General features: G+C 34.2%; 26 protein-coding genes. 10 read left to right on the forward strand and 16 right to left on the reverse strand.

What is annotated here, in order from left to right; all coding sequences use genetic code 11:
* Positions 1–124: 124 nt before the first annotated feature.
* The 5 genes from UMR38_03215 to UMR38_03235 all read right to left on the reverse strand — a co-directional run bounded on the left by UMR38_03215 (position 125) and on the right by UMR38_03235 (position 6,175).
* Positions 125–2,848 carry an EAL domain-containing protein gene (locus UMR38_03215; protein ID MEC9484871.1) on the reverse strand — a complete coding sequence of 908 codons (2,724 nt, stop codon included), beginning with the start codon at positions 2,846–2,848 and terminating at the stop codon, positions 125–127.
* A 162-nt stretch (positions 2,849–3,010) separates the two neighbouring features.
* Positions 3,011–3,181, reverse strand: coding sequence for a hypothetical protein (locus tag UMR38_03220; protein ID MEC9484872.1), 171 nt, complete (start codon positions 3,179–3,181; stop codon positions 3,011–3,013).
* 48 nt (positions 3,182–3,229) lie between these two features.
* Positions 3,230–3,970 carry a hypothetical protein gene (locus tag UMR38_03225; protein ID MEC9484873.1) on the reverse strand — a complete coding sequence of 247 codons (741 nt, stop codon included), beginning with the start codon at positions 3,968–3,970 and terminating at the stop codon, positions 3,230–3,232.
* Positions 3,971–3,991: 21 nt separating this feature from the next.
* Positions 3,992–4,981: a ribosome small subunit-dependent GTPase A gene (gene rsgA, locus UMR38_03230; protein MEC9484874.1), complete on the reverse strand. Its 990-nt coding sequence runs from the start codon at positions 4,979–4,981 to the stop codon at positions 3,992–3,994.
* Between the two features lie 177 nt (positions 4,982–5,158).
* A complete protein-coding gene (locus UMR38_03235; GenBank protein MEC9484875.1) occupies positions 5,159–6,175 on the reverse strand; it encodes a serine hydrolase domain-containing protein in 1,017 nt (338 codons plus the stop codon).
* A gap of 151 nt (positions 6,176–6,326) precedes the next feature.
* Here UMR38_03235 and UMR38_03240 point away from each other — a divergent pair, with 151 nt between their 5' ends.
* The 3 genes from UMR38_03240 to UMR38_03250 all read left to right on the forward strand — a co-directional run bounded on the left by UMR38_03240 (position 6,327) and on the right by UMR38_03250 (position 9,574).
* Complete coding sequence (locus tag UMR38_03240) at positions 6,327–7,013, forward strand: Crp/Fnr family transcriptional regulator (protein ID MEC9484876.1); 687 nt, start codon at positions 6,327–6,329, stop codon at positions 7,011–7,013.
* A 1-nt stretch (position 7,014) separates the two neighbouring features.
* Positions 7,015–7,443 carry a DMT family transporter gene (locus UMR38_03245; GenBank protein MEC9484877.1) on the forward strand — a complete coding sequence of 143 codons (429 nt, stop codon included), beginning with the start codon at positions 7,015–7,017 and terminating at the stop codon, positions 7,441–7,443.
* A gap of 148 nt (positions 7,444–7,591) precedes the next feature.
* Positions 7,592–9,574 carry an HD domain-containing phosphohydrolase gene (locus UMR38_03250; protein ID MEC9484878.1) on the forward strand — a complete coding sequence of 661 codons (1,983 nt, stop codon included), beginning with the start codon at positions 7,592–7,594 and terminating at the stop codon, positions 9,572–9,574.
* Here the strand turns inward: UMR38_03250 and UMR38_03255 are convergent, their stop codons facing one another.
* Positions 9,575–10,471 (reverse strand): hypothetical protein, encoded by an 897-nt coding sequence (locus tag UMR38_03255; protein ID MEC9484879.1) that lies wholly within the window; start codon positions 10,469–10,471, stop codon positions 9,575–9,577.
* A 99-nt stretch (positions 10,472–10,570) separates the two neighbouring features.
* Here UMR38_03255 and fabV point away from each other — a divergent pair, with 99 nt between their 5' ends.
* Positions 10,571–11,767 (forward strand): enoyl-ACP reductase FabV, encoded by a 1,197-nt coding sequence (gene fabV / locus UMR38_03260; GenBank protein ID MEC9484880.1) that lies wholly within the window; start codon positions 10,571–10,573, stop codon positions 11,765–11,767.
* A 21-nt stretch (positions 11,768–11,788) separates the two neighbouring features.
* Here the strand turns inward: fabV and UMR38_03265 are convergent, their stop codons facing one another.
* The 3 genes from UMR38_03265 to UMR38_03275 all read right to left on the reverse strand — a co-directional run bounded on the left by UMR38_03265 (position 11,789) and on the right by UMR38_03275 (position 13,420).
* Positions 11,789–11,983, reverse strand: a complete 195-nt coding sequence (locus UMR38_03265) for a hypothetical protein (GenBank protein ID MEC9484881.1) — start codon at positions 11,981–11,983, stop codon at positions 11,789–11,791.
* A gap of 77 nt (positions 11,984–12,060) precedes the next feature.
* Positions 12,061–12,726 carry a phosphotransferase gene (locus UMR38_03270; GenBank protein MEC9484882.1) on the reverse strand — a complete coding sequence of 222 codons (666 nt, stop codon included), beginning with the start codon at positions 12,724–12,726 and terminating at the stop codon, positions 12,061–12,063.
* The gene (locus tag UMR38_03275; protein MEC9484883.1) at positions 12,719–13,420 is read right to left on the reverse strand and encodes a DUF2161 family putative PD-(D/E)XK-type phosphodiesterase; all 702 of its coding nucleotides are present in this window, start codon (positions 13,418–13,420) and stop codon (positions 12,719–12,721) included. Before UMR38_03275 ends, UMR38_03270 begins: the two co-directional genes overlap by 8 nt.
* Before the next feature lie 190 nt (positions 13,421–13,610).
* Between UMR38_03275 and UMR38_03280 the strand changes: the two genes are divergently transcribed.
* From UMR38_03280 to UMR38_03290, 3 genes are read left to right on the forward strand one after another with little or no spacing between them, the layout of a single operon-like run.
* Positions 13,611–13,865, forward strand: coding sequence for a (2Fe-2S) ferredoxin domain-containing protein (locus tag UMR38_03280; GenBank protein MEC9484884.1), 255 nt, complete (start codon positions 13,611–13,613; stop codon positions 13,863–13,865).
* Positions 13,853–15,550 (forward strand): [Fe-Fe] hydrogenase large subunit C-terminal domain-containing protein, encoded by a 1,698-nt coding sequence (locus UMR38_03285; protein MEC9484885.1) that lies wholly within the window; start codon positions 13,853–13,855, stop codon positions 15,548–15,550. The genes UMR38_03280 and UMR38_03285 overlap by 13 nt, the downstream gene beginning before the upstream one ends.
* The gene (locus tag UMR38_03290; GenBank protein MEC9484886.1) at positions 15,534–16,685 is read left to right on the forward strand and encodes a SpoIIE family protein phosphatase; all 1,152 of its coding nucleotides are present in this window, start codon (positions 15,534–15,536) and stop codon (positions 16,683–16,685) included. The genes UMR38_03285 and UMR38_03290 overlap by 17 nt, the downstream gene beginning before the upstream one ends.
* Before the next feature lie 279 nt (positions 16,686–16,964).
* Here UMR38_03290 and UMR38_03295 read toward each other — a convergent pair whose 3' ends face one another.
* The 7 genes from UMR38_03295 to UMR38_03325 all read right to left on the reverse strand — a co-directional run bounded on the left by UMR38_03295 (position 16,965) and on the right by UMR38_03325 (position 23,413).
* Complete coding sequence (locus UMR38_03295) at positions 16,965–17,678, reverse strand: alpha/beta hydrolase (protein ID MEC9484887.1); 714 nt, start codon at positions 17,676–17,678, stop codon at positions 16,965–16,967.
* A gap of 327 nt (positions 17,679–18,005) precedes the next feature.
* Positions 18,006–18,797 carry a carbon-nitrogen hydrolase family protein gene (locus tag UMR38_03300; GenBank protein MEC9484888.1) on the reverse strand — a complete coding sequence of 264 codons (792 nt, stop codon included), beginning with the start codon at positions 18,795–18,797 and terminating at the stop codon, positions 18,006–18,008.
* Positions 18,798–19,790: a recombinase RecA gene (gene recA, locus UMR38_03305; GenBank protein MEC9484889.1), complete on the reverse strand. Its 993-nt coding sequence runs from the start codon at positions 19,788–19,790 to the stop codon at positions 18,798–18,800.
* Between the two features lie 60 nt (positions 19,791–19,850).
* Entirely contained in the window at positions 19,851–20,405 is a 555-nt protein-coding gene (pgsA, locus tag UMR38_03310) for a CDP-diacylglycerol--glycerol-3-phosphate 3-phosphatidyltransferase (GenBank protein ID MEC9484890.1), read from the reverse strand.
* A gap of 112 nt (positions 20,406–20,517) precedes the next feature.
* Complete coding sequence (locus UMR38_03315) at positions 20,518–21,732, reverse strand: MFS transporter (GenBank protein ID MEC9484891.1); 1,215 nt, start codon at positions 21,730–21,732, stop codon at positions 20,518–20,520.
* Between the two features lie 66 nt (positions 21,733–21,798).
* Positions 21,799–22,506 carry a YebC/PmpR family DNA-binding transcriptional regulator gene (locus UMR38_03320; protein MEC9484892.1) on the reverse strand — a complete coding sequence of 236 codons (708 nt, stop codon included), beginning with the start codon at positions 22,504–22,506 and terminating at the stop codon, positions 21,799–21,801.
* Between the two features lie 49 nt (positions 22,507–22,555).
* Positions 22,556–23,413, reverse strand: coding sequence for a S1-like domain-containing RNA-binding protein (locus UMR38_03325; GenBank protein MEC9484893.1), 858 nt, complete (start codon positions 23,411–23,413; stop codon positions 22,556–22,558).
* Positions 23,414–23,516: 103 nt separating this feature from the next.
* On the opposite strand from UMR38_03325, the gene UMR38_03330 reads away from it, so the two are divergent.
* From UMR38_03330 to rpsT, 3 genes are all read left to right on the forward strand, one after another.
* A complete protein-coding gene (locus tag UMR38_03330; GenBank protein ID MEC9484894.1) occupies positions 23,517–24,026 on the forward strand; it encodes a putative ABC transporter permease in 510 nt (169 codons plus the stop codon).
* Between the two features lie 64 nt (positions 24,027–24,090).
* Entirely contained in the window at positions 24,091–24,525 is a 435-nt protein-coding gene (locus UMR38_03335; GenBank protein ID MEC9484895.1) for a DUF188 domain-containing protein, read from the forward strand.
* 60 nt (positions 24,526–24,585) lie between these two features.
* Positions 24,586–24,849 carry a 30S ribosomal protein S20 gene (gene rpsT, locus UMR38_03340; GenBank protein ID MEC9484896.1) on the forward strand — a complete coding sequence of 88 codons (264 nt, stop codon included), beginning with the start codon at positions 24,586–24,588 and terminating at the stop codon, positions 24,847–24,849.
* Positions 24,850–24,906: the final 57 nt, after the last annotated feature.

Raw genomic sequence — 24,906 nt, forward strand, 5'->3', positions numbered from 1 at the left:
GAAGAGCAATTAAGTATAACACTTAATTCAAAAATGTAAAGATGTAAATGCTTTTATTTAGTTTTATTTATGTGACCATGAAAAAAAGATGCCACTTTAAATCCATGGCATCTTGTTTTGATGGTTATGAATTGACATTGTCTAAGACAGTCAGTAAGTCTTTTGCAGGCATTGCTTTATAGTAATAATATCCTTGAAAGAGATGGCAATCGATTGATAGTAAATAATCTTGTTGTGTTTTCGTCTCAACACCTTCACAAATCGGATCAAGCGCTAACTGTTTCGCTAAATTGACAATCCCTTGTGTGACTCTACCCGAATGTTTTTCAGGATAATCCTTGATGAATAAGCGATCAATTTTGAGCCGATCAATGCTTAACTCTTGTAAATATTGTAGTGATGAATAGCCTGTTCCAAAATCATCGACTGCGATGCATATACCAAGTTCTTTGAATTGTTTTAGTTTATTATTTACTAATTGGAAGTTTTTCGCAAACACACTTTCAGTAATTTCTATTTCAATTTGGCTTAAATCAATGGTATATTTACGAGCATATTCTTTTACTAATGGAATCAGTTGAGCATCCTTAAATTGATATGGTGATATATTTAGTGAGAATGTGATTGAATCACTAATGCCGGCATTAATCATTTTAATTTGCCTGAATGTTTCTTCGATGATCCAGTGCCCTAACTCAATAATGTACCCCGTCTTCTCTGCCACCGTGATTAACTCTAATGGTGATACTTGACCAAGCTCATCATTATACCAACGTATCAAGGCTTCTGCCCCAATAATGGTTTTGGTGTAAGCATCATACTGAGGTTGAAATTGAATCGTTAACTCTTTATTTGAAATCGCTTCACGTAAGAGTAAAACAAGCTTTGCTTCACGTTCATAATAAACTTGAATGTCTTTTGTGAACACATAGTATTTTTGTTCACTATGTTCTAAAGCATAATCCTTTGCTAAATAGGAAGCTTCAATCATCGAATAGATATCTAAATGTTTTGATGGATAAACTGCTACACCTGCGATGGCATTGACATAGACATTATGACTTAATACTTTTAGAATCGATATCTCATTGTTTAATAAATTTTCAGTATACTTAATGACCTTGTCTTTTGCATCAAAAGCTGTGATACCAAGAATAAAAGTTCTTTTATCTACTTGCGCTAAAAATCCTTTACCATTAATACTTTCGGTTAATAGCGAAAGTATTTTTTGATTAATCTGGGCCTCAGTCTTTTCTTCCTTTAAATAAATATTACTAACACTTAATACTTCAATATTTACGATACCAAATACGCCTTTATTATTCTTTATTGCTGTGTAACATAAATCTGTCAAGAGAGTTTTGTTTATCGCGGCATTATTACTATGAACTGATTTAACTAAATAGCGTTGATGTTCTCTCACATCTGTTAAGTCTGATGATATAGAGACATACGTCTCACCTTCTTCGCGTGATTGTGAAGGTAATGCTGTAATGGTCATCCGTTTTGGAAAATAGACCCCCGATTTTGTTTGTTCCCAAAGTTCACCGGTCCATGTTCCTTTTGCATTAATATCTTGCCACATATCTTCATAAAACTCAGCAGTATGCAAGCCCGATTGTAATACTTTTGTCGGCTTACCAATAACATCTTCTTTCGTGTAGCCTGTTTTTTGTTCAAACGCTTTATTGACATATGTAATAATCTGATTATTATTACTAATAATTACGATATCATTGGTTTTATTTGCAATATTTTTCATAATTGCAAGCTGACTTAAGTCTCTTTTACGTAAGTAATAAATAGCACTGACAATTAAAGAAAGTCCAATTAATAACCCGATGATGATTAAATCATCCACTGTTAGATGGAAAACCAAGTAATCTCTCTCTGAGTCAAAATAAGCATCGTCAATAACGCTATATAACTGCCATTCATAATGATATTCTTCTGGAACGTCAACGATATGCTCAAATGGATGGATACGGTGTTTATAGATTACAGAATCGGATAAAGTAAGGTAGTCTTCATTATTGGAGAGGATAAAGGTACTTCCCTCAGTGTAATCATTTACAACCTTTTCTCCATCTCTGTCAGATAGCAACCAACCAAAGGTTTTACTGTCTGTTGTATGATATAAATAATAACCTTCTTCGGTAATGAGTCCAGTCTCTACATACTCGTCCTTTATGATTGTGTTATTAAGTGAGTCATAGATTATATCAGTATCCGTTGTGACCACAAGCACACCTAAAAACGTGTCGTTACTATATAGGGGTGTGGCGACATGTAAGACTTGATTATATGGGGTGATTACTGAGCCATTATCTGATTCTAATGTGAGCGGTGATATATATACTTCGTTATTTAATAATTGTGCTTCTAAAAAATAAGGTTCATTGCTTTGGTCCTTTAATACATCCCAAGTTATGACCTCATTCGTCTCTTGACTAATGTGAATAAGCTCTTGACCCGTATTGTCTAGCAAGCGAATATCTTCAATCTTAGGCGTATTAATTGCCATACGTGAGAATAATCCTTTCACATCTTCTTTCGTCGTCGCAATGGGGGCTATTTTATAGCTTGCCATTTCATCGGAATTTTCAATAATTTGAAAGACATCAATTGTTTCTTCATAGAAATGCTTTACCGCGTAATTTACAATCTGTACTTCATATTGATGCTCTAAGTTCATAGATTTAATATCTTGTGTAACATTCATTTGATCAATATACCAAGAAATAATGATATATACTAAAACAAGCGGTAAAATAATGACTAAATACCGCTTAATTAAATGTGTCTTTTCATTATTACTAAGACGTCTAAACTCCTCTGTTAATTTCATACGTGTCACCAGGTGCTTTCAATATCCTTTGTATCTTTAATTATAATAAAAACACATGATATTACAAGGGATACACACAAGGAAGGATCGTGTTTTCCTAAATTAGTACTAGTACTAACTATAAATATCATATTTTAGTAGGTAAAGTCATAAATTAACCCTTTAGGATATTATTTCTAACATCCCTTCATCAATACGTCTAGTCACTGTTTTTGTATAAGGTGTAAAATATTTCTCCCAAAAAACTCTTGCTAAAGGGTTCATCGTTTCATAATCTACCCCTAATTGAATGATCTTTTTATTATCTTTTAGATCGTTTACAGCGGTTAACAAAAGATGTTGACCAATGTATTTTTTACGTGCTTTTGGGGAAACAAAAAGTCACGTCACATTCATCATAGTGGAGACATGTGAAATGAATGATTCACCATGTGGTTCTATTTTAATGTATCCAACAGGTGTTTTATGATCATAAGCAATCCATAAATGGTGATTATCTGTGTAAAACCATTCGTCAAGTTCGCTTCTTATATCACCTTTACTGACAGGCATACATAACGGAGCTTCGGGGTAATATGATTGGTGACTGTCTTCTAAAGTTAACATATCTAAATAGGTTTCCTTTGATGCTTTTTTAATGGTTATAGTGGTAGGCTTCGGTGTTAATGGTGTAAGTGGTCTAATCCCATCACTACATCGTTGTCCGAAATCATTTTTAAACCAAAAATCTGTTAAGATATGATTATGTTCAAATATTCTAACAACCCACGATAATCTTTTATGATGAATCCAGGTTTTTGATACATGGTTTAACATTGTTTGATACATGGTGGCTGTTTTACTCGCTATAGAAGCATGTCCAAATAATGGCACAAAGGCACATTTTTGATTACCGAAGAGTTCATCTCCAAGGATATAAAACATATAGCCTAAAAGCTGGCCATTTTCTCGTATTAAAATGCCTTGATGATGATCTAGTAACATTTGTATTTTTTGCTCTAGCGATGATACTAAATCATCACCCTCTGGCAAACTTGAAACATGCGCTTTTTCTTGTTTATAGTTTGTGAGCCATAAAGCTATTATATCTGCTTTATCACTATGTGTAATAGATTGTATCATAGCATCTCCTTTATAGTCTGTTTATTTTTGTTGTAATCGTTCCTTTTGTCGTCTTCTACGATGATAGTAGGCTTGTACTTTAAGCATGTGATGATAACTAGCTAATCGTTCTTCTGATAGTTTTCCATCAGCCATTGCTGATTTAACAGCACATCCTGGTTCTGTTTCATGACTGCAATCACGAAATTTACATGTTGATGATAACTGTTTAATATCATCAAACGTCTCATCAACATCATCGTTTGTACTATGCATAATACGGATTCCTGGTGTATCGATAATTGCGCCACCAAATGGCAATGAAATCAACTCTCTATACGTTGTCGTGTGCCGTCCTTGTGCATCAGATAAACGGATCGTATTTACAGCTAGTTTATTCTCATTTAATAAGGCATTTATCATACTTGATTTCCCAACACCACTACTGCCAATCAATACAACTGTTTGATCTTGAATCATTGCTTTTAACCGTTGGATGGTGTCTGGTTTATAGATACTTAAGGGATAAGCTTCTTTTTCAGTCTCTTGGATTACTTTATCAAGATATATCGCTTGGTTGTGAGTCAAGTCAGCTTTTGTTAAAAGTATCTCATAACAGATATTTTGTGCATTAACCAATTGGACTAAGCGCAACAATTTTTTACGATGAAAGTCCTCGTTCATAGATAAACATATGAAGACTGTATCAATATTACTCGCAAGGACTTGTTCCTGATAATCACTCGTTATCGCAATCCGTTTTAAGAGATTATGCCGTTCACAAATTCTTTCTATAATGCCTTCATTTGGATTTGACTGTCGAAACAAAACATAGTCTCCGACAGTAGGAAACTCTAATTTATTAGTTAAAATATACTTTAGTCTACCACTTAGTTGTAATTGATATATGTGGTGATCATATTCCGCTATGTACTCAGTATAGTTCACACGGATAATTCTTGTTTTTTCTAATGTTTTTATGCGTGTTACCTCCTTTCTATATAATTTACTAGTCAAGGAAGATACAGGCATACAAAAAGGACCTACACGGCAGGTCCTCAACTTTAAATATGCAGGGTCTACTTTAGTGTAGTGATGTATCTTCGCTTGTCAATAAAATGCTTTGTTTTCATAGTACATCACTCCTTTTAGGATATAGTTTGTCTCCACTAATATACTACACAACTTTTTTATCATGTCAATCTTATTTTATAGATTATTAATCACTGTTTCAATCGCATCAACCAATGGCCAAGTCCCATCATGGGTATTAGATATCACTGTGAAAATGGATTGTTTTTTTGGATTATATGACGATTTGAATGATACGCCTGCGTCTTCTCCTGAAAGAATGAGTCGATACACATCCTGAACCTTTTCTAGCCATAAGCCTAGTCCATACAAAATTGTATCCGATTGGTACTCTAGTGTTGCCATTTCATTTAATGTCTCTTGTTTTATGATGTTACCTGTTAATAACGCTTGCCAAAATAATGCCATATCTGTCACTGTTGTATATAATCCCCCATCACCCCCAGCGATAATTGGTAAATGATACTGATTTGTTTTATATGACCCATCAGGTAACAGAATATATCCTAACGCTGTATTAAATGGTAGTTGATCAAATCGATAAGCACCTGAATATTCCATCTTGGCCTTATCGAATATCTCTTGTTTAATCCAGTCATGATAGTCGCCTGTTAAACGCTCAATAATAATAGCTAATAAAACATACCCGCTATTATTATATTTAAATTTAGTGCCCGGCTCAAACTCCATTGGTAAATCTGGCATTAATGGTATATAATCGGAAGGTTTTTCTAAGGCATACCATGGCAAATCTAGAAATAAATTCGATTCATCGTCTAATTGACTTTCATCAAAATAATCAGGAATACCAGAGGTATGCGATAATAAGTGTCTAATAGTAACTGATTGATTATAATTTAAAAAAGGTGTTTTAATGTGCGAAAACGCATGATCATCAAGTTGACATTTACCCTCTTCAACTAAACGCATTATCCCAAGTGCCGTAAAAAACTTTGTCCCAGAAGCAATACCAAACCGAGTATTTATTGTAATGGGTAGTTTCTCACTTTTATGCCGGTATCCAGCAACTGTTTCATATATTAGTTCATCTTGATAATACAATTGCGCAACACCGGAGAAACCTATTGTATCTACAACCTTACCTAATCTTTGTTGGATATCTGCTTTGTGCATCGTTTTATTTCAATTCTTTTATATTTCCATTATTAGTATACCAAATATCTTGTTATATATCATAAATTTCAAAAATAACTTGTAATTTACTGACATATGTCATACTCTGTAATCATACTTTTTATTATACTAGTAGTATTAGGAGGTTTTTATGACTATTAATGATAAAATAGATTTAATTTTTAACAAATATTTGACAAAACATCGCATAGATTCAGTACAGATTGTTAACTTTGAAGTAGGACAAGTAATCATCAAAGAAGGTGAACCTATGCAAAACTTGTATTTCACCTTAGAAGGTAAAACAAAAGTATTTAAAGAATATGAAAACGGTAAGACGTTCTTACTTGGATTTTTTGATGAGATTAATATCTTAGGTGACATTGAATATTTCCATAACATACCCGCTTCATGTACCGTAAAAGTTGTAGAGCCGATAAAAGCGATTAAAATTTCATTTTCAGCAATTAATATGTTTTATAAAGATGATGTGTCATTCGTGACAAATATGTTATTACAATTATCGAAAAAAGTATTACATAATAATTTAATAACAGCAAATAATATGGTGTATCCACTTCATGTACGCTTAGCAAGTTATCTCTTATCAATCTGTCCTGATAACTCACAGTACACACTCCCAAATTTGGAAGATTTAAGTAATAATTTAGGATCGAGTTATCGTCATTTATTCCGCAAATTAAGAGAGTTTGAAAACGACAATTTGATTCAACGAAATCGCCGTGAAGTATGCATCTTAGACCGTAACAAACTAACTGAAATAGCCCGAGGAAATATATACGAAAGTCCATTAAAAGATGAAAGCTCGTTTGCATAAAATGACCATCATTGCACTTCCGTTAATTGCTGGGCTAGCAATTACACTGCAAAGTGTCCTTAACAATCGGTTTGGTAGAGAGGCTGGTATGCTTGAAGTTGTTATTTTTGTGCATTTCTTTGGCCTACTACTTGCGTTAGCTATCTATTTGTTTTTAGGTAATTCACTGGCTACATTAGTAAAAAATTATAAATTCATAATTACAATCGCCGGATTTATGGGCGTTGCGATTGTCTACACCACTGCCTTGAGTATTTCTAATATTGGTGTAACAGAAACAATTATGATTTCCATTTTTGCCCAAATTGCCTTTTCAAAGATTATTGATCATTTTGGCCTTTTTGGCGTTGGTGTTGAAAAACTATCAGGCTATGAAGCACTAGCAATCGTCTTAATGATTATCAGCGTCATCCTGTTACGGATTAAATAAACATGTGAGCAAATCACATGTTTTTTTTAACGGGTGTAAAGTCCATTTTATGTTTTAATAGAAGATATTAGAAATATTATTGTAAGTTGTAAAGTTACATGATAAAATAGTTTAATAGACAAAACAAAGTGTCCATGGGGGAATAAGCATGTCAACACTTACATCGATCACCACAAATATCCTTTTACTGTTTGGATTAGTGTTGCTTTTGAACCAAGGAAACCGAGTCCGTCTAAAAAAGGCATTACGGACAGATCTTTTCTATGGCGTCATTATAGGGTTTATCACTGTCATTATTATGCTTAATGCATGGGAGATGCAAGAAGGGGTCTTTTTTGATACACGTTCTGTGATGATTGGTGCGACAGCTCTGTTCTTTTCCGGTGGTACAGCAATTATTGCGGCGATCATTGCGTCTATTTTCCGTATTTTTTCAGGCGGTCCAGGAACCTTTGTTGGTGTTTTAACCATACTATCCAGTTTAGGTGTTGGTATGCTATGGCGACACTATGTATCTCGTAAATGGAAATTCAATAATTTACTACAATACTATGTTTTTGGACTAATCATCCATATTGTTATGTTGGCAACCTTTTTACTACTGCCTTCCCCTACCAACATAAAGACGATTCAACAACTTGGACCAATTATTATATTAACCTATCCCCTTGCGACTATGTTTCTGTGTCTTGCCATCAAAAACCATGATGAACGTGTGAAAGCTCACCAAATGATTGAGTTTAGTGAGAAACGGTACCGTTCTTTAATTAATAATAGTGACGTGGGGATTATTCAATTTAATACAGATGGTATTATTGAGTTAACTAATGAGGCATTTGCGAGTATGTTGCATACAACCAAAAAAGATTTGATTGGGCTTAACATGATGACATTACCAAACCAAGATGTTGTTAAAGCCCTAAAAGAATGTTTAAATGGTAACAATTCTCTATTTGAAGGCATGTATCAATCTGTTCTCTCATTTCACATTTTCCCAGTGCGTACTCGTTTTTCACCAATAATACAAGACGGTGCAATTACAGGTGGAATAGGAATCATTGAAAACTTGACAAAAGAGTATGAACATCAAGAGCAACTTAAAAACTTACGCCTAACAGATTCATTAACCAAACTGCGTAATCGTTTAGCATTTGATCAATTACTCAATAGTTTTACTATTAAAGATAATCATTTACCATTAACTATTATAACTTGTGATATCAATATGTTTAGAATCATTAATACATCATTTGGATATGATGTCGGTAATCAAGTTTTAATCACTATTGCTAATTACTTAAAGGATTATATTGAAAATGAGAACCCTTATGTATTCCGGATTGAAGGCGATCAGTTTGTACTATTACTTAGTAATACTGATCATAACGATGCTGAAAAGATTAGTCTTGAACTTAAACGTGGCATAAATAATTTTGAATCCTTTGACTTTAGTATCAATACTAGTTTTGGTTATTATACAATTGACTCTTCTGATGAATCATTAACCAAGGGATTTAACAAGGCTGAAAAAGATTTACAAACCAAAAAAATATATGATGACTCCAGTATCTCTAAAAAAACAATCGATGTGATAATGACAACATTATTCGCAAAAAGCAAAAGAGAGAGAGATCACTCTGAACGTGTTAGCCAATTATCACGACGTATTGCTAAAGATTACAAAAATTCACCAAGCTTTGTTAATCGTGTTACCCTTGCGGCAAAGTTACATGATATAGGAAAAATCAATATCTCAAATGATGTATTAGATAAAACAGAAAAACTCTCTAATGATGAGTATAAACACATCAAAAATCATCCTGAGTCAGGGTATAGAATCCTTTCAGCAGTTCCTGAATACGCTCAAATTGCGAATATTGTCTTAGCTCACCATGAACGGCCTGATGGAAAAGGTTATCCTCAAGGATTAAGCCATAATGATATCCCTTTAGAAGCCCGTATTATTGCGGTTGCAGATGCATTTGATGCGATGGTTAATGATAGGCCATACCGTTCTAAACTTACCACACTAGAAGCTTTAGAAGAACTCAAGTCAAATCAAGGCACGCAATTTGATAAAGATATCGTTGAAGCCTTTATTAAAACCTTTCAAAAACCCTCTAACTCATGATTAGAGGGTTTTATTATTGTCTATTATCTCTTTTGCAAGCATCACTTTTTGGTAATGCATTACTTGAATACGCTTAATCGTCTGATTTAAAAGATTTAATGATAAGTCCTTGGGTAATGTGATACGTTCTTTAGGCCAAAAGGCAAAATGTAACGCCTGTTCATTTGATGCGACATAGTAATACTTTGCTTTAAATGTTGATTTAAGTTTATCATATGTCTTTCTAAGGATTGCAGGAGGATGTTCGTTATCTGAAGTTTTTAATATATATACTTTATCTTCTGCCGTTTTAATGCGCTTAAAAGATACTTTTTTTAAAGCAGGTCGACCAGCATTTCGTATTTGACTTGTCTCAAGTCCTTTAATTTCAACGACAGTATACTCCCCATCAAAATGAACCGATGCGGATTTTCCATTTGATGTCACAAGTCGCATATGCATCATTGAAACAGGTACATCTTCAATTTGTCCATCAATGCGATATTTATGACTAACACTTGCGTATCGTGTGAATAGGCCCATTTCTTGGTTAATCTTTGGATCTTTTTCTGGCTTCTCTTCATATGTAAAAGCTGTCTCATATGAAGTATTATAAGTCTTTATAGCATGAGGGTATACCACACCATACAAAATCTGTTTGCGTTCTTGAAAATGTCTCACTAAATAGACAATACCTAAAATTAAAAGGAATAACCCAATCATGATAAAATACATAATTAATATAAAATCAAAGATATAAAACACTGAGAATAGTATCACCAAGGTAACGAATAAAATCATCGATGTAATTTTATATAGTCGTCTTGAATATGCCTTACTCTCAGCCATCGTATCGTTTACTTTTGTAACAATCGAATTATTAACAACGTTATCAAATGTATCTTTAATGATTCTCACCTCTTTTTATCTATTATCCTTATTATAACATATTTTCAAAAATCATTTTAGCCGACAACCGTCTATTATTATGATAAAATATATTAAGGAGTGATTCCTATGCAAATAGATCCGTCAATTAGACAAAACTTTTTTACCAATGCGCATCCGTTAGGATGTGAACAAACAATCAAATCCTATATTGAAGAAGCGAAGTCTCAAGAATCCTTCAGTGGCCCTAAAAACGTATTAATTATCGGTGGTTCTAGTGGCTACGGCTTAGCCTCTCGCATTAGTTTATCATTTGGCGCTCATGCGAATACATTAAATATCAGTTATGAATCAATTCCCAGAGGGAAACGTACCGGGAGTGCAGGATATTGGAATAATGTATTTTTCCAACATCACACTAAATCACTGGGTACCATTCATCACGATATTATTGGAGATGCCTTTAGTAAAGGAATCAAACAAGATACCATTCAGTCTATCAAAGAGAACTACGGTAAGATTGATTTAGTAATTTACAGTTTAGCCGCTGGCGCAAGAAAAAATGAAACTACAAATGAACTCATACGTTCAACCATTAAACCGATTGGTAAGACAGTGAGTGGTATGACCATTGATATAGCAACAAAACAGTTTAAAGAGATAACATTAGGTCCTGCCACAGCTCAAGAAATAGATGATACTGTTTATGTAATGGGCGGGAGTGATTGGTCTGATTGGATTCATGTGCTTGACGATGCCGGTTGTTTAAGTAACGGCGCAAAAACAATAGCTTACACTTATGTTGGTGCTGAATCAACCAAAGCAATTTACCGCGAAGGCACGCTAGGCAAAGCCAAAGAGGATTTAGAACAACATGCCCGAGATTTACATGACTTCCTACAGACTCAGTTGAATGGAGAAGCCTTGATTTCATCGAGTAAAGCTGTCATCTCGAAAGCAAGTGTTTTTATCCCCAAAATGCCACTATATGTATCCGCATTATTTGATGTTATGAAAACACATAATGTCCATGAATCTATACTCGAACACAAATATCGGTTATTTAGTGATATGGTCTATGGACAGAAACGTCTAAAGGATGCTAAAGCGCGTCTAAGAATGGACCATTATGAACTCAATGATAAGATTCAATATCAAACACAAGCAAAAATGACTGAACTGATTGCACAAAAAGCTATACATTCTCCTAGTATCACCCACTTTTTAACAAAATTCTATCAAATCAACGGCTTTAAATATCCGCAAATTGATTATCATAAAGCTATTGATATTCCCCTTTTAAAACGCTCATACCCTCTAATATAAAAGTAAAATCCCTAACGCATGTTAGGGATTTTTAATTTCGTCATAGAGTTTACCATAATCGATATCAACAAATACTTTCTTCGCTTTAAAATCTGACTCGGCCTTTTCAATAAAAGCCCGTTGCCAAGGTTTTAATGCTTGATTCTTAAAAGTTGTCTTGATAGTTGCGTAAAGTTTTAATTGTCGAAGGCGCATTAATGTTTGTAAATGTGCCATATCAAAATGCACTTTATTGTTAACTGATTCATACCCTTTCATAAAGGCTTTAAATAATGTAATATTGGGTTCATACTCTATGTCACTTGGGTTACCCCTAATAAATAATAAAATAAATAAACCGCAATATCATAGAGATAAAAGCCGTACTCAATATCATCAAAATCAATAATGGTTAAACCTTTACTTTCATGATAAATCATATTTGAGAATACATAATCACCATGAATAATACCATAATTACGCGGTGTTTTATGCCATGTTTCTATACTATTTAAAGTGTGTTTTAACGTCTTTTTCGCTAATGGGTCCAAATCTTTAATCAGTTTTATATCAGGATGTTCAGTGAAATGTTGTCGTGCTAAATGATCGCTTTCATAACTAACCTGATGAATCTTAGCTAAATATTTTCCGGCTGTATAATACGTCGTATCATCATGGGTATATTGATGCCAAGCAAGGCCTTCAACTAAGCCAAAGAAAACATAGAAATAGTCCTCATGTTCATGGATGGCTTGGTTATTGATATAATAAGGCATGCCAACGGGAATATTCTTATTATCACACATTTCAATAAACGCGAGTTCTGCGAGTAATTCACGTTGTGTTCGTCTATCATTTATTTTTGTCACGCGGATGACAATCTTCTTATCATGATGTTTTGCTTGATACACATCATTATGAAATCCCGGTAGTTCTTGGATATCTGTAATGTCTAGTTGTTTTAAAAATAATTCATTCATTTTTGGTATCACTTTTTTGTTTTATCGTACGTAATTTTTGAATCACTTCATTGTATGATTTGTGAGCTTTTACGCCTACATCTGTCACTTGATAAACCCCGCGTTCAACCCGTTCAAACCATCCATAATGATTATCTTGTAATATCCGTGTGACTTTAGGTTTTTGTGTGTATTCTCTTAATGCCTTTGTTGTTTTTGGTTCATCAAGCATAAAATCTAGTGCCAATAAGGCCAATTCTCGGTAAGCCGTAATAATTTCACGTTTATGAGAGCCCCCAATATTAAATGCAGTTTGCCGTTGGTTAAATTCTTTTAATAATTTTTTACGTTGTTTCTTTTGTTTTTTGTGGTGATATGTCTTAGGATCAAGCAAAATCGTGACAAGTTCTTGCTCTAGATCAACTAAGATTAACCCTAATTCCAATCGTCTAATAAGTGTTTTCTTCTCTTTAAAAAGACGTGATTTTAAGATACGGTCTGTTGGTTTAGGAATCGCTAAATAAACATAATCTGTTATATGTTCACGTTTAATCCCTTGATACATCAATGTCGTGTTTAATGTTGTCTTCATTTCAACCGCAATCACTAAGTCATCTTTTTTCACTACGATATCAATATCATTAACTTCTGCCTTGACTGTAAAATCATGGGCTTCAAAGTATTTTTTTAAAATGGGAAATAATACTTCTTCCATATCATCACTTCTTTCACCAGTCGTATCACTCTTTTTATTATAACAAAATCAACCCATCATTTAAATCATTAACTTTTTTAAGTAAAGCGCTTACTTGTACTTTTTTTATTTATAAAACAGGTTTTTTATTTACTAAATCTTTTCAGTATCTGAATCTATGTTACATTAAGGAAGGTATCGAGGTGAGAATATGATTGATTTATCCATCTGTGTCGGTAGTGCCTGCCATATTCATGGAAGCACAAAGATGATTAGCTTATTTCAAGAAGCAATTGAAACTTTGGATATAGGTAATTACATCAGACTAAAGGGCGCGTTTTGTCAAAACAACTGTCAAAAAGCTGTTTGTGTAAAAGTCGCTCATAGACAATATGACAATTTAACTCAAGATGATGTGTATCCTTTATTAAAAGCGTTACAAAAGGAGTTCAAATGGAATACTTAAATTTTGAACAAGCTAACTGTCAATACTGTTTCAAATGTATTCGCCACTGCCAAGTAAAAGCGATTAAGATGTTAAATAAACAAGCTAAAATCATACCAGAATTATGCATTGGTTGCGGTAAATGTTTTGATATTTGTCCACAAAACGCTAAAGAAATTAAAACGGATATTAGCGCTGTTAAAGCCGCCATTCATCAAGGACAAACACTTGTTGTCAGTTTAGCACCTGCCTTTGCAAGTTTTGATCATATGAACGATCCTATGCACTTTATTAGTGCCTTGAAATTACTAGGCTTTAGCCGTGTAGAAGAAACAGCCATTGGGGCTGTTAATGTTTCAAAAGAATATGAAACCTTATATAAATCGAAGACACAGCACATCATTACAAGTAGTTGTCCTTCAACAAATTTTCTTATTACTAAGTACTATCCTGAATACACACAATATTTAGCAACAGTGTTATCACCAATGATGGCACATAACCGCTTAATTAAAGCAAATAACCCAAATGTAAAAACTGTTTTTATCGGCCCTTGTATTGCGAAAAAAGAAGAAACACGAGTCTGTACATCACCATCTTCTTGCATTGATTATGTTATTACGTTTGATGACATTCGAGAATGGCTTGAAGATGAAATGATTGATATCAATACATTATCTAAAGCGCCATTCGATCTATCTGCCCCAAAAAACACACGATGGTACCCACTCAGTGGCGGTATTGTTAAAGCAACGAATCTGTCTGAACAAACGCGTAGAGTGATTAAAGTTGATGGTCTTAAGTCATGTCAAATATTACTTGATCATTTATCTTCTATAAAACACCCTACTTGGATTGAAATGAATGCCTGTGATGAGGGATGTATTAATGGCTATGGGAATCATGATAGTGAGTTGTCATTATACGAAAAAATTGATGCGGTTAAAGATTATATTTATCAAGACTCGCTAACAAACAAAAGTTATGACTATACCCCAATTGATATAACCTATGACTATACAGACTTTTTACCCATACAATCAACTGATTACCCTGAAGAACAAATTAAACAGACTTTATTAAAACTAGGTAAAGCAACGAAAGAAGATGAACTTAACTGTGGTGGATGTGGATATCAAAGTTGTCGCGATAAAGCCAAAGCGATTTTAGATGGTAAAGCAACCATTGAAATGTGTTTACCACATATGCGGATGATTAGTGAGAACTTAAACAACATCATCATCAGTCAAACCCCTAATGCAGTCATTGTTTTAGACAAAGATTATCATATTATTGAGTTTAACCAAAAAGCAGTTGAAGCCTTTAACATCAGTAAGCAACAGGCAATGTATATGCCTATTGATACGATTTTAGGTGATGATTTATTCAATGATATGGCATGTAACACAAATGGGATCACCTTTAAAAAACGCTTCAACTCACACCAAAAAATATTTGATGTGACCTTAAAATATATTGAACATCGCGACTTATACCTAGGTATTTTTAAAGATGTCACAGCCATTGAACAAGAAAAACTTGGTCGAAAAGAGACCAGTTTAAATGTCTTAAAAATGGCTCAAGATGTGATTGATAAACAAATGGTTGTGGCCCATGAAATTGCTTCTTTATTAGGAGAAACAACCGCAGAAACAAAGGTAACGCTATCTCAATTAAAGGATTTATTCAATGAAGACAACTCATAATAATCACTTCATAGATATCAGTGTTGATGCGGTTAATAAATATAAAGAAGAGTTATGTGGTGACCATGTCGAAATCAGTCATAATGATTATTCGCATATCGTTGTATTAAGCGATGGACTTGGCAGTGGTGTTAAAGCAAATATCTTATCAACACTCACGTCTACAATCGCATCAACAATGTTAAAATTAGGTAGTAACATTTTTGATGTATTAGAAACACTAGAAACCACATTACCTGTCTGTCAAGTACGAAAATTAGCCTACTCAACCTTCACGATTGTTCAAATTTTTCACGATGGTAATGTTTATATCATTGAATTTGATAACCCTAAAATTGTCTATATTAGAGATCATCAGCGCCTAGCCTTAGATGAAAAAAAAGTAACATTTAAAGATAAAACCATTACTGAGTATCACACAACATTTCAAAAAGGAGACTTAATCTGTCTTTTTAGCGATGGGGTCATCCACACAGGTATTGGTAAACACATTGACCTTGGATGGCACCACAAAGAAGTTGTTAAAGTGTTACTCACTGAAAGCAAAAAACAACATACCGCCAAAGGTATTACACAAAATATCATTGATATATGTCAAACCTTTAATGACTATAAAGCTGGAGATGATACTACAGTGGTGGTGATTAAAATACGCGATGTAGAACCTGTCACCTTATTTACTGGACCGCCTGATAATCCTGACTATGATAAAAAAATCATCAACGATTTAGTCAAGGCACCAGGCAAAAAAATCATCTGCGGTGGAACCGCGGCACAAATTTATGCAAAACTGCGAAATAAAACAATCGATACTAATATTAAGGATACTGATTCAGATATTCCACCGTACGCAAAGATTGATGGCATCGATTTAGTGACAGAGGGCATCATTACCTTGTACAAAACGATTGAATTAATTGAAGCGTATCAAACGCATAACTTTAACCCCTCTTATTTAATGCAAAATAATGGAGCGAGTAAACTCGCAAATATCTTAATTAATCATTGTACACACCTCACCGTGTTAATTGGAAATAATGCCAATCCAGCGCATCAAAACCCATACTTTCCATCAGAACTATCCCATAAATGGAAAGCCATAAATAAACTCTCTCTCATAAAAAAATATATATAAAGATGTTTCTATCAAAACATACTAAAAACACGAACATTGCGTTCGTGTTTTTAGTATGCATATCGATAACTGAATAATGTCTGTAATCCGATTTACTTCAGACTAAAAAATATCTATCATCAACACTACTCAACTATCAAGTTGATTTTGATACTATTTGAATTACTTCAATAGACTCATGTCTAATGCTGTTCTTTGTATAGCTAATTTTACATGTTTTATCATATTAGAACCAGTTTTAAGTAAAAATATTTAGTCAAAACCAAAACTTTTATCTGATTACCCAAACAGGTGAGATAGCCAGTTTAGTGATAACTCAAACCACGCTTGAAAACGGTCGTTTACATACCCGTTTCTTTTATTAGCAACTGCTGGTGTACCTAATGATAATCCGTGTGGCCCATCTTGAAAAATATGCAACTCAAAGGGGATATCATATTGATCACATTTATTCGCATAATATAAACTATGCCCAACAGGACAGACATCGTCATTATCTGTATGGAAAAGAAATGTGGGTGGTCTCACGCTATCAACGGTTGGTGTTGGATATGGCCAATGGGTTTTTTCTTTTAATATAGCAGGATATCCTAAAATACAAGCATTCGGTCTATCATCCCCATTAGTCGATAGATGCGCTGCTAAATGCCCTCCTGCACTAAACCCAATTACTGCGATATGATTGTCATTTACATGCCAATCTTTAGCATGTTTTCGAATCATCTTCAGTGCCATTTTAGCATCTCTTAAACTATCTTCAAACGTTCCTTCCTCATGACATGTGTAGCGTAAAATAAAGGCATTGAAGCCAGATTTATTATACGCTAAAGCAATTGGCTCAGCTTCACGATCACTACAAAACTGATAACCCCCGCCAGGTAAAATCAATATTGCTTTACGACTTACCATATCGGCCATTTCATCTGAAAAATCAAGAATATAGGTTGTTAATGTGGCATTGTTTTTGCCTAAATCTAATGTTTTATGAATCATAACTTACCGTTCACCATCCACTTCTCGTCTTTGAAACTCTCTATTCTCACGCTTGAATTGATACATATTTTCATCCTCCGCTCGATACCACTTATTCAGTGTCAGATACTTGCTAAAAGACCTCGCCATAACTAAAATCAATCGACCTTGTTTCATCATTATCCTCATTTATATGATATCATAATTTTTTAACGATTGACATAAACTCTATCTTTTACCATAATCTTCTTTAAAATGTATTTCATATTTGTCTCAACATTTAAGACAAGTGTTATTTGTTCATAAGACTCTATCAAAAAAGCCAATATCAAAAATATTGGCTTTTCACTATATAGTTTTTTGATTGTTGATAATCGGAAGTTTCTCTCGTATGTCTCTTATCTTTTCAAGATCTAAATCAACAATTAATACATCTTCATATTCCAAACATTCATCGATAATCTCTCCAAGTGGATTAACAGCTAATGTATGCCCATAGACTTCATAATTACCAAATGATTCTCTTGCGGGACTACACCCTACGATAAAAAGTTGATTATCAATGGCACGTGCTCTAAAGGTTGTATGCCAATGTAAGGGACCTGTATATTGATTGAATGCGCCTGGGACGATGATGACATCAACATCTTGTTTCTGTAATGCCTCTGCCAGATAGGGGAACCGTACATCAAAACAAATCATAAGACCTAACTTACCAAATGGCGTATCCACTGTGACAATCTCTTCTCCTGCCTTTAACACATCACCTTCATTATACTGTGTCCCATCAGGATAGGTAATTGAAAATAAATGCATTTTACGGTATTTTGCGATTTGTTTGCCTGTTTCATCAAAGACGAAGGTGGTGTTATACAAGGTATCATTATCTTTTTCAGGGACACTACCTGCGACAAGATACACACTATGCATCTTGGCTAAATCAGCAATTGCGTGATATCTTTTATCGCCAACAGCAACACTATTTTGAGCAAAATATTGATTCTCATACGGTGTGATAAACATCTCAGGTAAGACCACAACATCGATATCTTGTGGCAGTAAATCAAAGATGTGTTTAATATGATGAAGATTGTCTTCTGCCTGTTCACGCACCGCTGACTGAACAAGAGCTAACTTCATTTATATCCCTAGTTTCTCGCGTACTTGTTTTTCTAAGTCTTTTAATAATTCAGGATGTTCTTCAAGATATGTTTTTACATTTTCACGACCTTGACCAAGTTTATCGTCTTGATAACTATACCAAGAACCTGATTTATTTACGATATCAGCGTCAACAGCAAGATCAATAATCTCACCTGTTTTAGAAATCCCTTTTCCATAAACAATATCAATCATAACTTGTTTAAATGGTGGCGCTACTTTGTTTTTAACAATTTTTACTCGTGCTTGGTTACCAACAATGTCAGACCCGTCTTTAATTTGTTGGCTACGTCTTATTTCGACTCGCACTGACGAATAAAACTTCAATGCACGCCCACCAGGTGTTGTTTCAGGGTTACCAAACATGACACCGACTTTTTCACGAATTTGATTAATGAATAACGCAATTGTATGTGATTTACTAATGGCACCACTTAACTTACGCATGGCTTGAGACATGAGTCTAGCTTGTAATCCAACATGACTACTTCCCATTTCACCACGGATCTCAGCTTCTGGCACTAGTGCGGCGACACTATCTATTACAACAATGTCAATCGCATCACTACGAATTAGTGCTTCGGTAATTTCAAGGGCTTGTTCACCTGTATCTGGTTGCGATAAAATTAAGTTATCGACATCAACACCAAGCGCTCTTGCATACTGGGGATCTAATGCATGTTCGGCATCAATAAATGCAGCGTAGCCACCAGCTTTTTGAATCTCGGCAATCGCGTGTAATGCGAGTGTCGTTTTCCCACTTGATTCAGGTCCATAAACTTCAATAATACGACCTCTTGGATAGCCCCCAATTCCTAATGCGTTATCAATTTGAATTGATCCCGTTGAAACGGATTCAACTTGACCATACAGTTCATCATCACCAAGAACCATGACACTTCCTTTACCGTGTTGTTTCTCAATTTCCTTTATTGCTTTCTCTAATGCTTTTTCTCTATTCTCTTTCGCCATTATTATTCCTCCTAATACGGTTTATCTATATGATACGAATATGTTGGTCTTTTTTCTTTTTTAAATGGACTCTAGTAATATATCTTTATTTTTAATAAAATAATCTATTCCACTAATAAGTGTTAAAAGTGTGCCGGCATAAATTAGTATAACGCCAACCATTTCAAGCGTAGGTATATAAAATGAAAATAACAATAACACGATTGCAACCATCGTCGTTGCGGTTTTATATTTCCCTAAGTTACTTGCCGCGATGACAGTGCCATCTTTTGCGGCGACAAGGCGTATACCTGTCACAATAAATTCACGCGATAAAATTAAGGCTGTTACCCAAATCGGAACCATTGCTAAATCATTTAAAATGAGTAAGGCCGCAAGGACAATAAGTTTATCTGCTAATGGGTCGATAAATTTACCAAAGGATGTGACTAATTGGTACTTACGAGCTATATACCCATCAAAAAAATCAGTTATACTTGCGAGAACAAAAATCGGTCCTAGTAAATAAAATGTTGTCCAAATGGTATGTTCAAATACATATGCTAAATAATAAACAACCAGTAAAACAGGGACTAAAATAATCCGAAACATCGAAAGTTTATTGGGTAAATTCATGTCATCACTCTTTCCTCATACTCACCTAAAATTATACCACAAATAGCCTTTCTTAACAATTCATTTATTTTTCTGAATTATTAAAAAAGCATACTGTTTAAAAACACTATGCTCAATTATTATGTACGTGATTACTTTGTCTGATATTGCGTCCAATTATAAGGAGTAAGATGAGTCCAACAATAAACATAATCGCACTAAAATCAAAGACCCACATGGTTTTATAATTGTAAATAAATCCACCAATTAGAGGTCCTAATACCATCCCAATAGAGAAGAATGATTGTCGAACACCCATCACTTGCCCATATTCACCTTTTTTGGCAAATGTCGAGATAAAGTGTTGTTCGAGTGGCGTATATACAGCTTTCAGAACAACATATCCCATAAACAAAGTATAAATGGCAATAATAAAATCATCTAATCTAAAGACAATAATGACAATAATAGCACTCAATAGTTGTATCAGAATCATTAATAAAAAGTCTTTTTTTAATAATGATAATAGTGGTGTGATGACCGCATTCGCGACTAACGAGACAAGCCCTGTGACAAATACAAAGCGACCAATGGCTTCTGGACCTAACCCAATATGATTCATATACACTTCAATATATTTAGAAACATTAATTGCGCCAAGTGAAATAAACGTTAATGAAACAAGAAAGATAATTAAATTACGGTCTAAGTATTTGATATCTGTGAGGTACTCTATAGCAGTTTTTCGCCGCGACTCAGTGACGATAGTCTCATCTTTTGTAATTAATAGATACATCATGGTCGCATGACCAACATTAACCAACGCTTGAATTAAAAAGATATTGGCAATATCATCAGTCCGTAACAAATTGATAAAGAACTCACTCTCATGAATGTAACCACCTATAAAGTAGCCAATACTTGATCCTAGTACAAATGCAGCAGCATGCCAGGCTAAGAAACGTGAGCGATTCTGATCATTACTATGTTCAATGATGTGTGAGACCATCAAGGTAATACTTGCACTTACGCCAAACCCACTCATAAAACGGAAGATTGACATCCAGTACATATTATTAGAAAAGCCAAAGCCAAGTTGTCCAATACTGTAGACTATCAATCCTAAAGCCATATACTTAGCTTTATTACCCCGATCGCCTAACGTTCCCCACAAGGGACTCCCAAGGACTAATCCTAAGGCCATCAATGCAAAAAAAAGACCAAACATATAATCTGGAATGCCCATTGTTGTAACTAATTTCGGTGTCACCGGGTGTCCTAAATTATGGATGATACCTTGAAAAAAATTAAGCATAATAACAAATATAATGGCACGTAAACGGTTCATACTATCGCTTCCTTAATACCTATAAGATAAAGCAGGTAACATGTCTACCTGCTTTAATTCCTCAGTTTATTTTGCATTGTGATAAACGTCTTGCACATCTTCTAAATCATTTAAAGCATCAATCAATCTATCAAATGTTTCTTGATCAGCTTCTTGTAAGGCAATATAGTCCATTGGATACCAGCCTTTTTCACTGTCAACGACTTCTGCGCCAGCATCTTCTAAGGCTTTTTGGACTCTGCTTAAATCATAACCATCCGCTTCAACTTCAATGACACCATCACTGTCTTCGATATCATTGATATCAATATCTTCCATCAGTAATGTCTCTAAGACAGTCTCCGCATCTAATCCTTTGACACTAATATATGACAAGTGATTATAGGCGTGTTCCACGCTACCATTTACCCCAAGTTTACAGTCTGCTTTTGTAAAGCATGCTCTAACTTCAGCAACGGTTCTGTTTACATTATCTGTTAAGGTATCGACAATAATGCCAGTACCACCAGGTCCAAATCCTTCATAACGGATAGGTTCATAATCTTCGCCAGTACCTTCTTCAGCTTTTTTAATATTTCGATTGATCACATCAACTGGGACATCATCATTTTTTGCACGTTGAATTAAATGTTTCAATTCTAAGTTGGCTTCTGGGTTTGTGCCACCTTTTTTAGCACAAACATAAAGTTCCTTACCATACTTTGAATATACTTTCGATTTTTTAATCATCGTTTTTTGCATGGCTTCTTTTCTTACATTAAATTTACGACCCATGGTTTCACCTCTTTAAATTTCATTGACTATTATAAATCAAAAACAGTGATTAATCAACTTCTTTTAATCGCGTTTGATCTTTTTCTAAGTCAACTTTATGAGCTTTATATAAGGTGCCTAATGCGCGTTTAAAGGCACTCTTTGACATATGAAAGGTATCTTTGATTGCTTTTGGTGATGATTTGTCTGTAAACTCCATAATGCCGTCATGTTCGTTTAAATAGGTTAAAATACGCATCGCATCATCTTCTAACATCAATTCTTTTTGTTCAATCATTGTAGCGTTATAAGAAAAATCGCCTTTATCAATGGTGATCGTCATTGATGCGGTTTCGCCTAAACGGTATTTTTTTCGCATGTGTTTACCATAGACAAAAATTCGGTGTCCATTGCGTGTGATAAATACCGCCCCTTCTTCTGCTTGATAAATTTTAATAGCCTCAACCTCGTCACCTTCTTTAAGTGGTGACTCAGGTTTCAGATAGTCTTTGATCTCAAACCGATTAATCCGTTTTGCGGTTAATTGGTTTGATGAGACTTTGATTTTAACAAAGATTTCATCCTCTTCTTCTGGCCACTCTTCAATTAATGGTGGTAAATCATCGATACTTAATAATAAATCCTTACGAAGCCCCATATCTAAAAAGACCCCTAGTTTGCGATGAATCCCAACCACTTTAGCAAAGTTTGGGGTGTCTTGATCAAGAATGGGTTTATGCATCGTTGCCGTAATGCGTTTTTGATTATCATAATAAAGAAATACCTCTATTTCATCTGCCACATCTAATGTGCCAATGGTTTGTTTTTTATGTAGAAAAACTTCGTCTTCTCCGTTGGTTAATATATACGCATAAGGTGTCTCTCTTAAGACGGTTAACGTATTATAATCTCCTAGTTTTAATTCCATAAATTTCACCTCAACTAATTATAACAAATATCATATTAATATGATACTATTTAACACAATTGTCAATGTTTTTGGTATAATGAAATTAAAGGATGTGTTTCATATGTTTCAGTATCTTTATTATTTAATCGTATATTCTATACTAGGCTTTCTTTTAGAACGCATCATTAACTTCATTGCGTATGGCTTTCCTTATGATAATTCTGTGATGATTGGTCCTTGGCAACCATTATATGGATTAGGAATTGTATTAGCGATTATCATCTATCATGTCATTATTAAAAAAGTCATTCCAACGCATTTTTTAAGGTTAACACTATTATTGGTTATAGCGATTATGACTACTGCACTTTCAGAAGCTGTCACAGGGTATGGGTATGAAGCATTGACAAATCTTACTTTATGGAATTATAATGCGTTTTTTACCTGTCAATCACCCTATGTTTGCTTTGTACCAACATCACTGTTTGGGCTTGGGTCCTTTTTAACAATTCTCTTTATTCATCCTTATATTAGCATGAGTTATAAAGTTGTTCCAAAACGTTTCATTTATCTTATCACTATTCTGTTTTTAAGTGATTTTATGTATACACTTTTTACTCTCATCATCTAAATAGAATGATTCGCCATAAAGGCTCAATTATGTTACACTAGGCATAGCGAAATGAGGTGATCACATGAGAATTCTTGTCGACGGGGATGCTTGCCCGGTAAAAGACATTATCATATCAATCGCAAAATCGTATAACTTAAATGTCCATATGTATTTTGATACAGCCCATGTTTATGATGATAACTATAGTACGGTGCACATCTTAGGAAAAGGCGCTGATAAAGTTGACTTTGCCTTGTTATCTGATGTCATGCACAATGATATTGTTATTACCGGAGATTATGGCCTTGCTTCACTTGCCCTGACTAAAAAAGCGCATGTGATTCATCCAAATGGATTGATTTATACTGAAGACAACATCTTAACCTTGCTTAACAAACGGAGCTCGCATCGTAAATTACGGAAGCATGTGAGGATAAAAGGTCCAAGCAAACGTCAAAAAGAAGACGATCAAGCATTTCAAAAATCGTTACTTACTGTAATTAATAGATATAAGTAGTTGCTTTTTAGAACGCTTTTTGATACAATAAATACGCTATAAAAAACGGAGGTGAAAGACATGGCAAATATCAAAGATCAAATTAAACGTAACAAGCAAAACGAGAAGACAAAAGCCCGCAACAACATTTTTCGCTCAGGCTTAAAATCTGCCGTTCGCAATGTCAAAAAAGCGGTTGAAGAAGGCGACAAAGAAAAAGCCTTAAATGCATTAAATCTTGCGAACAAAAAATTAGATAAATCAATCACTAAAGGATTAAACCACAAGAATAAAGTGGCTAGACAAAAATCTAGTTTAGCAAAATTAGTGAATACGTTATCATAATTCAAACGGTAATACAGCTTGTATTACCGCTTTTTTTATAACAAAAGGAAGTCACTT

Origin of the sequence: Candidatus Izemoplasma sp. (assembly GCA_036172455.1) — a bacterium.
Lineage (GTDB): Bacteria > Bacillota_I > Bacilli_A > Izemoplasmatales > Izemoplasmataceae > JAIPGF01.

Excerpts from the sequence above, each read along its gene's own strand:
- UMR38_03215 (MEC9484871.1), bottom strand. The coding sequence starts at position 2,848 with ATGAAATTAACAGAGGAGTTTAGACGTCTTAGTAATAATGAAAAGACA.
- UMR38_03225 (MEC9484873.1), bottom strand. The coding sequence starts at position 3,970 with ATGATACAATCTATTACACATAGTGATAAAGCAGATATAATAGCTTTA.
- rsgA (MEC9484874.1), bottom strand. The coding sequence starts at position 4,981 with ATGCCTGTATCTTCCTTGACTAGTAAATTATATAGAAAGGAGGTAACA.
- UMR38_03235 (MEC9484875.1), bottom strand. The coding sequence starts at position 6,175 with ATGCACAAAGCAGATATCCAACAAAGATTAGGTAAGGTTGTAGATACA.
- UMR38_03240 (MEC9484876.1), top strand. The coding sequence starts at position 6,327 with ATGACTATTAATGATAAAATAGATTTAATTTTTAACAAATATTTGACA.
- UMR38_03245 (MEC9484877.1), top strand. The coding sequence starts at position 7,015 with ATGACCATCATTGCACTTCCGTTAATTGCTGGGCTAGCAATTACACTG.
- UMR38_03250 (MEC9484878.1), top strand. The coding sequence starts at position 7,592 with ATGTCAACACTTACATCGATCACCACAAATATCCTTTTACTGTTTGGA.
- fabV (MEC9484880.1), top strand. The coding sequence starts at position 10,571 with ATGCAAATAGATCCGTCAATTAGACAAAACTTTTTTACCAATGCGCAT.
- UMR38_03265 (MEC9484881.1), bottom strand. The coding sequence starts at position 11,983 with ATGGCACATTTACAAACATTAATGCGCCTTCGACAATTAAAACTTTAC.
- UMR38_03270 (MEC9484882.1), bottom strand. The coding sequence starts at position 12,726 with ATGAATGAATTATTTTTAAAACAACTAGACATTACAGATATCCAAGAA.
- UMR38_03275 (MEC9484883.1), bottom strand. The coding sequence starts at position 13,420 with ATGGAAGAAGTATTATTTCCCATTTTAAAAAAATACTTTGAAGCCCAT.
- UMR38_03280 (MEC9484884.1), top strand. The coding sequence starts at position 13,611 with ATGATTGATTTATCCATCTGTGTCGGTAGTGCCTGCCATATTCATGGA.
- UMR38_03285 (MEC9484885.1), top strand. The coding sequence starts at position 13,853 with ATGGAATACTTAAATTTTGAACAAGCTAACTGTCAATACTGTTTCAAA.
- UMR38_03290 (MEC9484886.1), top strand. The coding sequence starts at position 15,534 with ATGAAGACAACTCATAATAATCACTTCATAGATATCAGTGTTGATGCG.
- UMR38_03295 (MEC9484887.1), bottom strand. The coding sequence starts at position 17,678 with ATGATTCATAAAACATTAGATTTAGGCAAAAACAATGCCACATTAACA.
- UMR38_03300 (MEC9484888.1), bottom strand. The coding sequence starts at position 18,797 with ATGAAGTTAGCTCTTGTTCAGTCAGCGGTGCGTGAACAGGCAGAAGAC.
- recA (MEC9484889.1), bottom strand. The coding sequence starts at position 19,790 with ATGGCGAAAGAGAATAGAGAAAAAGCATTAGAGAAAGCAATAAAGGAA.
- pgsA (MEC9484890.1), bottom strand. The coding sequence starts at position 20,405 with ATGAATTTACCCAATAAACTTTCGATGTTTCGGATTATTTTAGTCCCT.
- UMR38_03315 (MEC9484891.1), bottom strand. The coding sequence starts at position 21,732 with ATGAACCGTTTACGTGCCATTATATTTGTTATTATGCTTAATTTTTTT.
- UMR38_03320 (MEC9484892.1), bottom strand. The coding sequence starts at position 22,506 with ATGGGTCGTAAATTTAATGTAAGAAAAGAAGCCATGCAAAAAACGATG.
- UMR38_03325 (MEC9484893.1), bottom strand. The coding sequence starts at position 23,413 with ATGGAATTAAAACTAGGAGATTATAATACGTTAACCGTCTTAAGAGAG.
- UMR38_03330 (MEC9484894.1), top strand. The coding sequence starts at position 23,517 with ATGTTTCAGTATCTTTATTATTTAATCGTATATTCTATACTAGGCTTT.
- UMR38_03335 (MEC9484895.1), top strand. The coding sequence starts at position 24,091 with ATGAGAATTCTTGTCGACGGGGATGCTTGCCCGGTAAAAGACATTATC.
- rpsT (MEC9484896.1), top strand. The coding sequence starts at position 24,586 with ATGGCAAATATCAAAGATCAAATTAAACGTAACAAGCAAAACGAGAAG.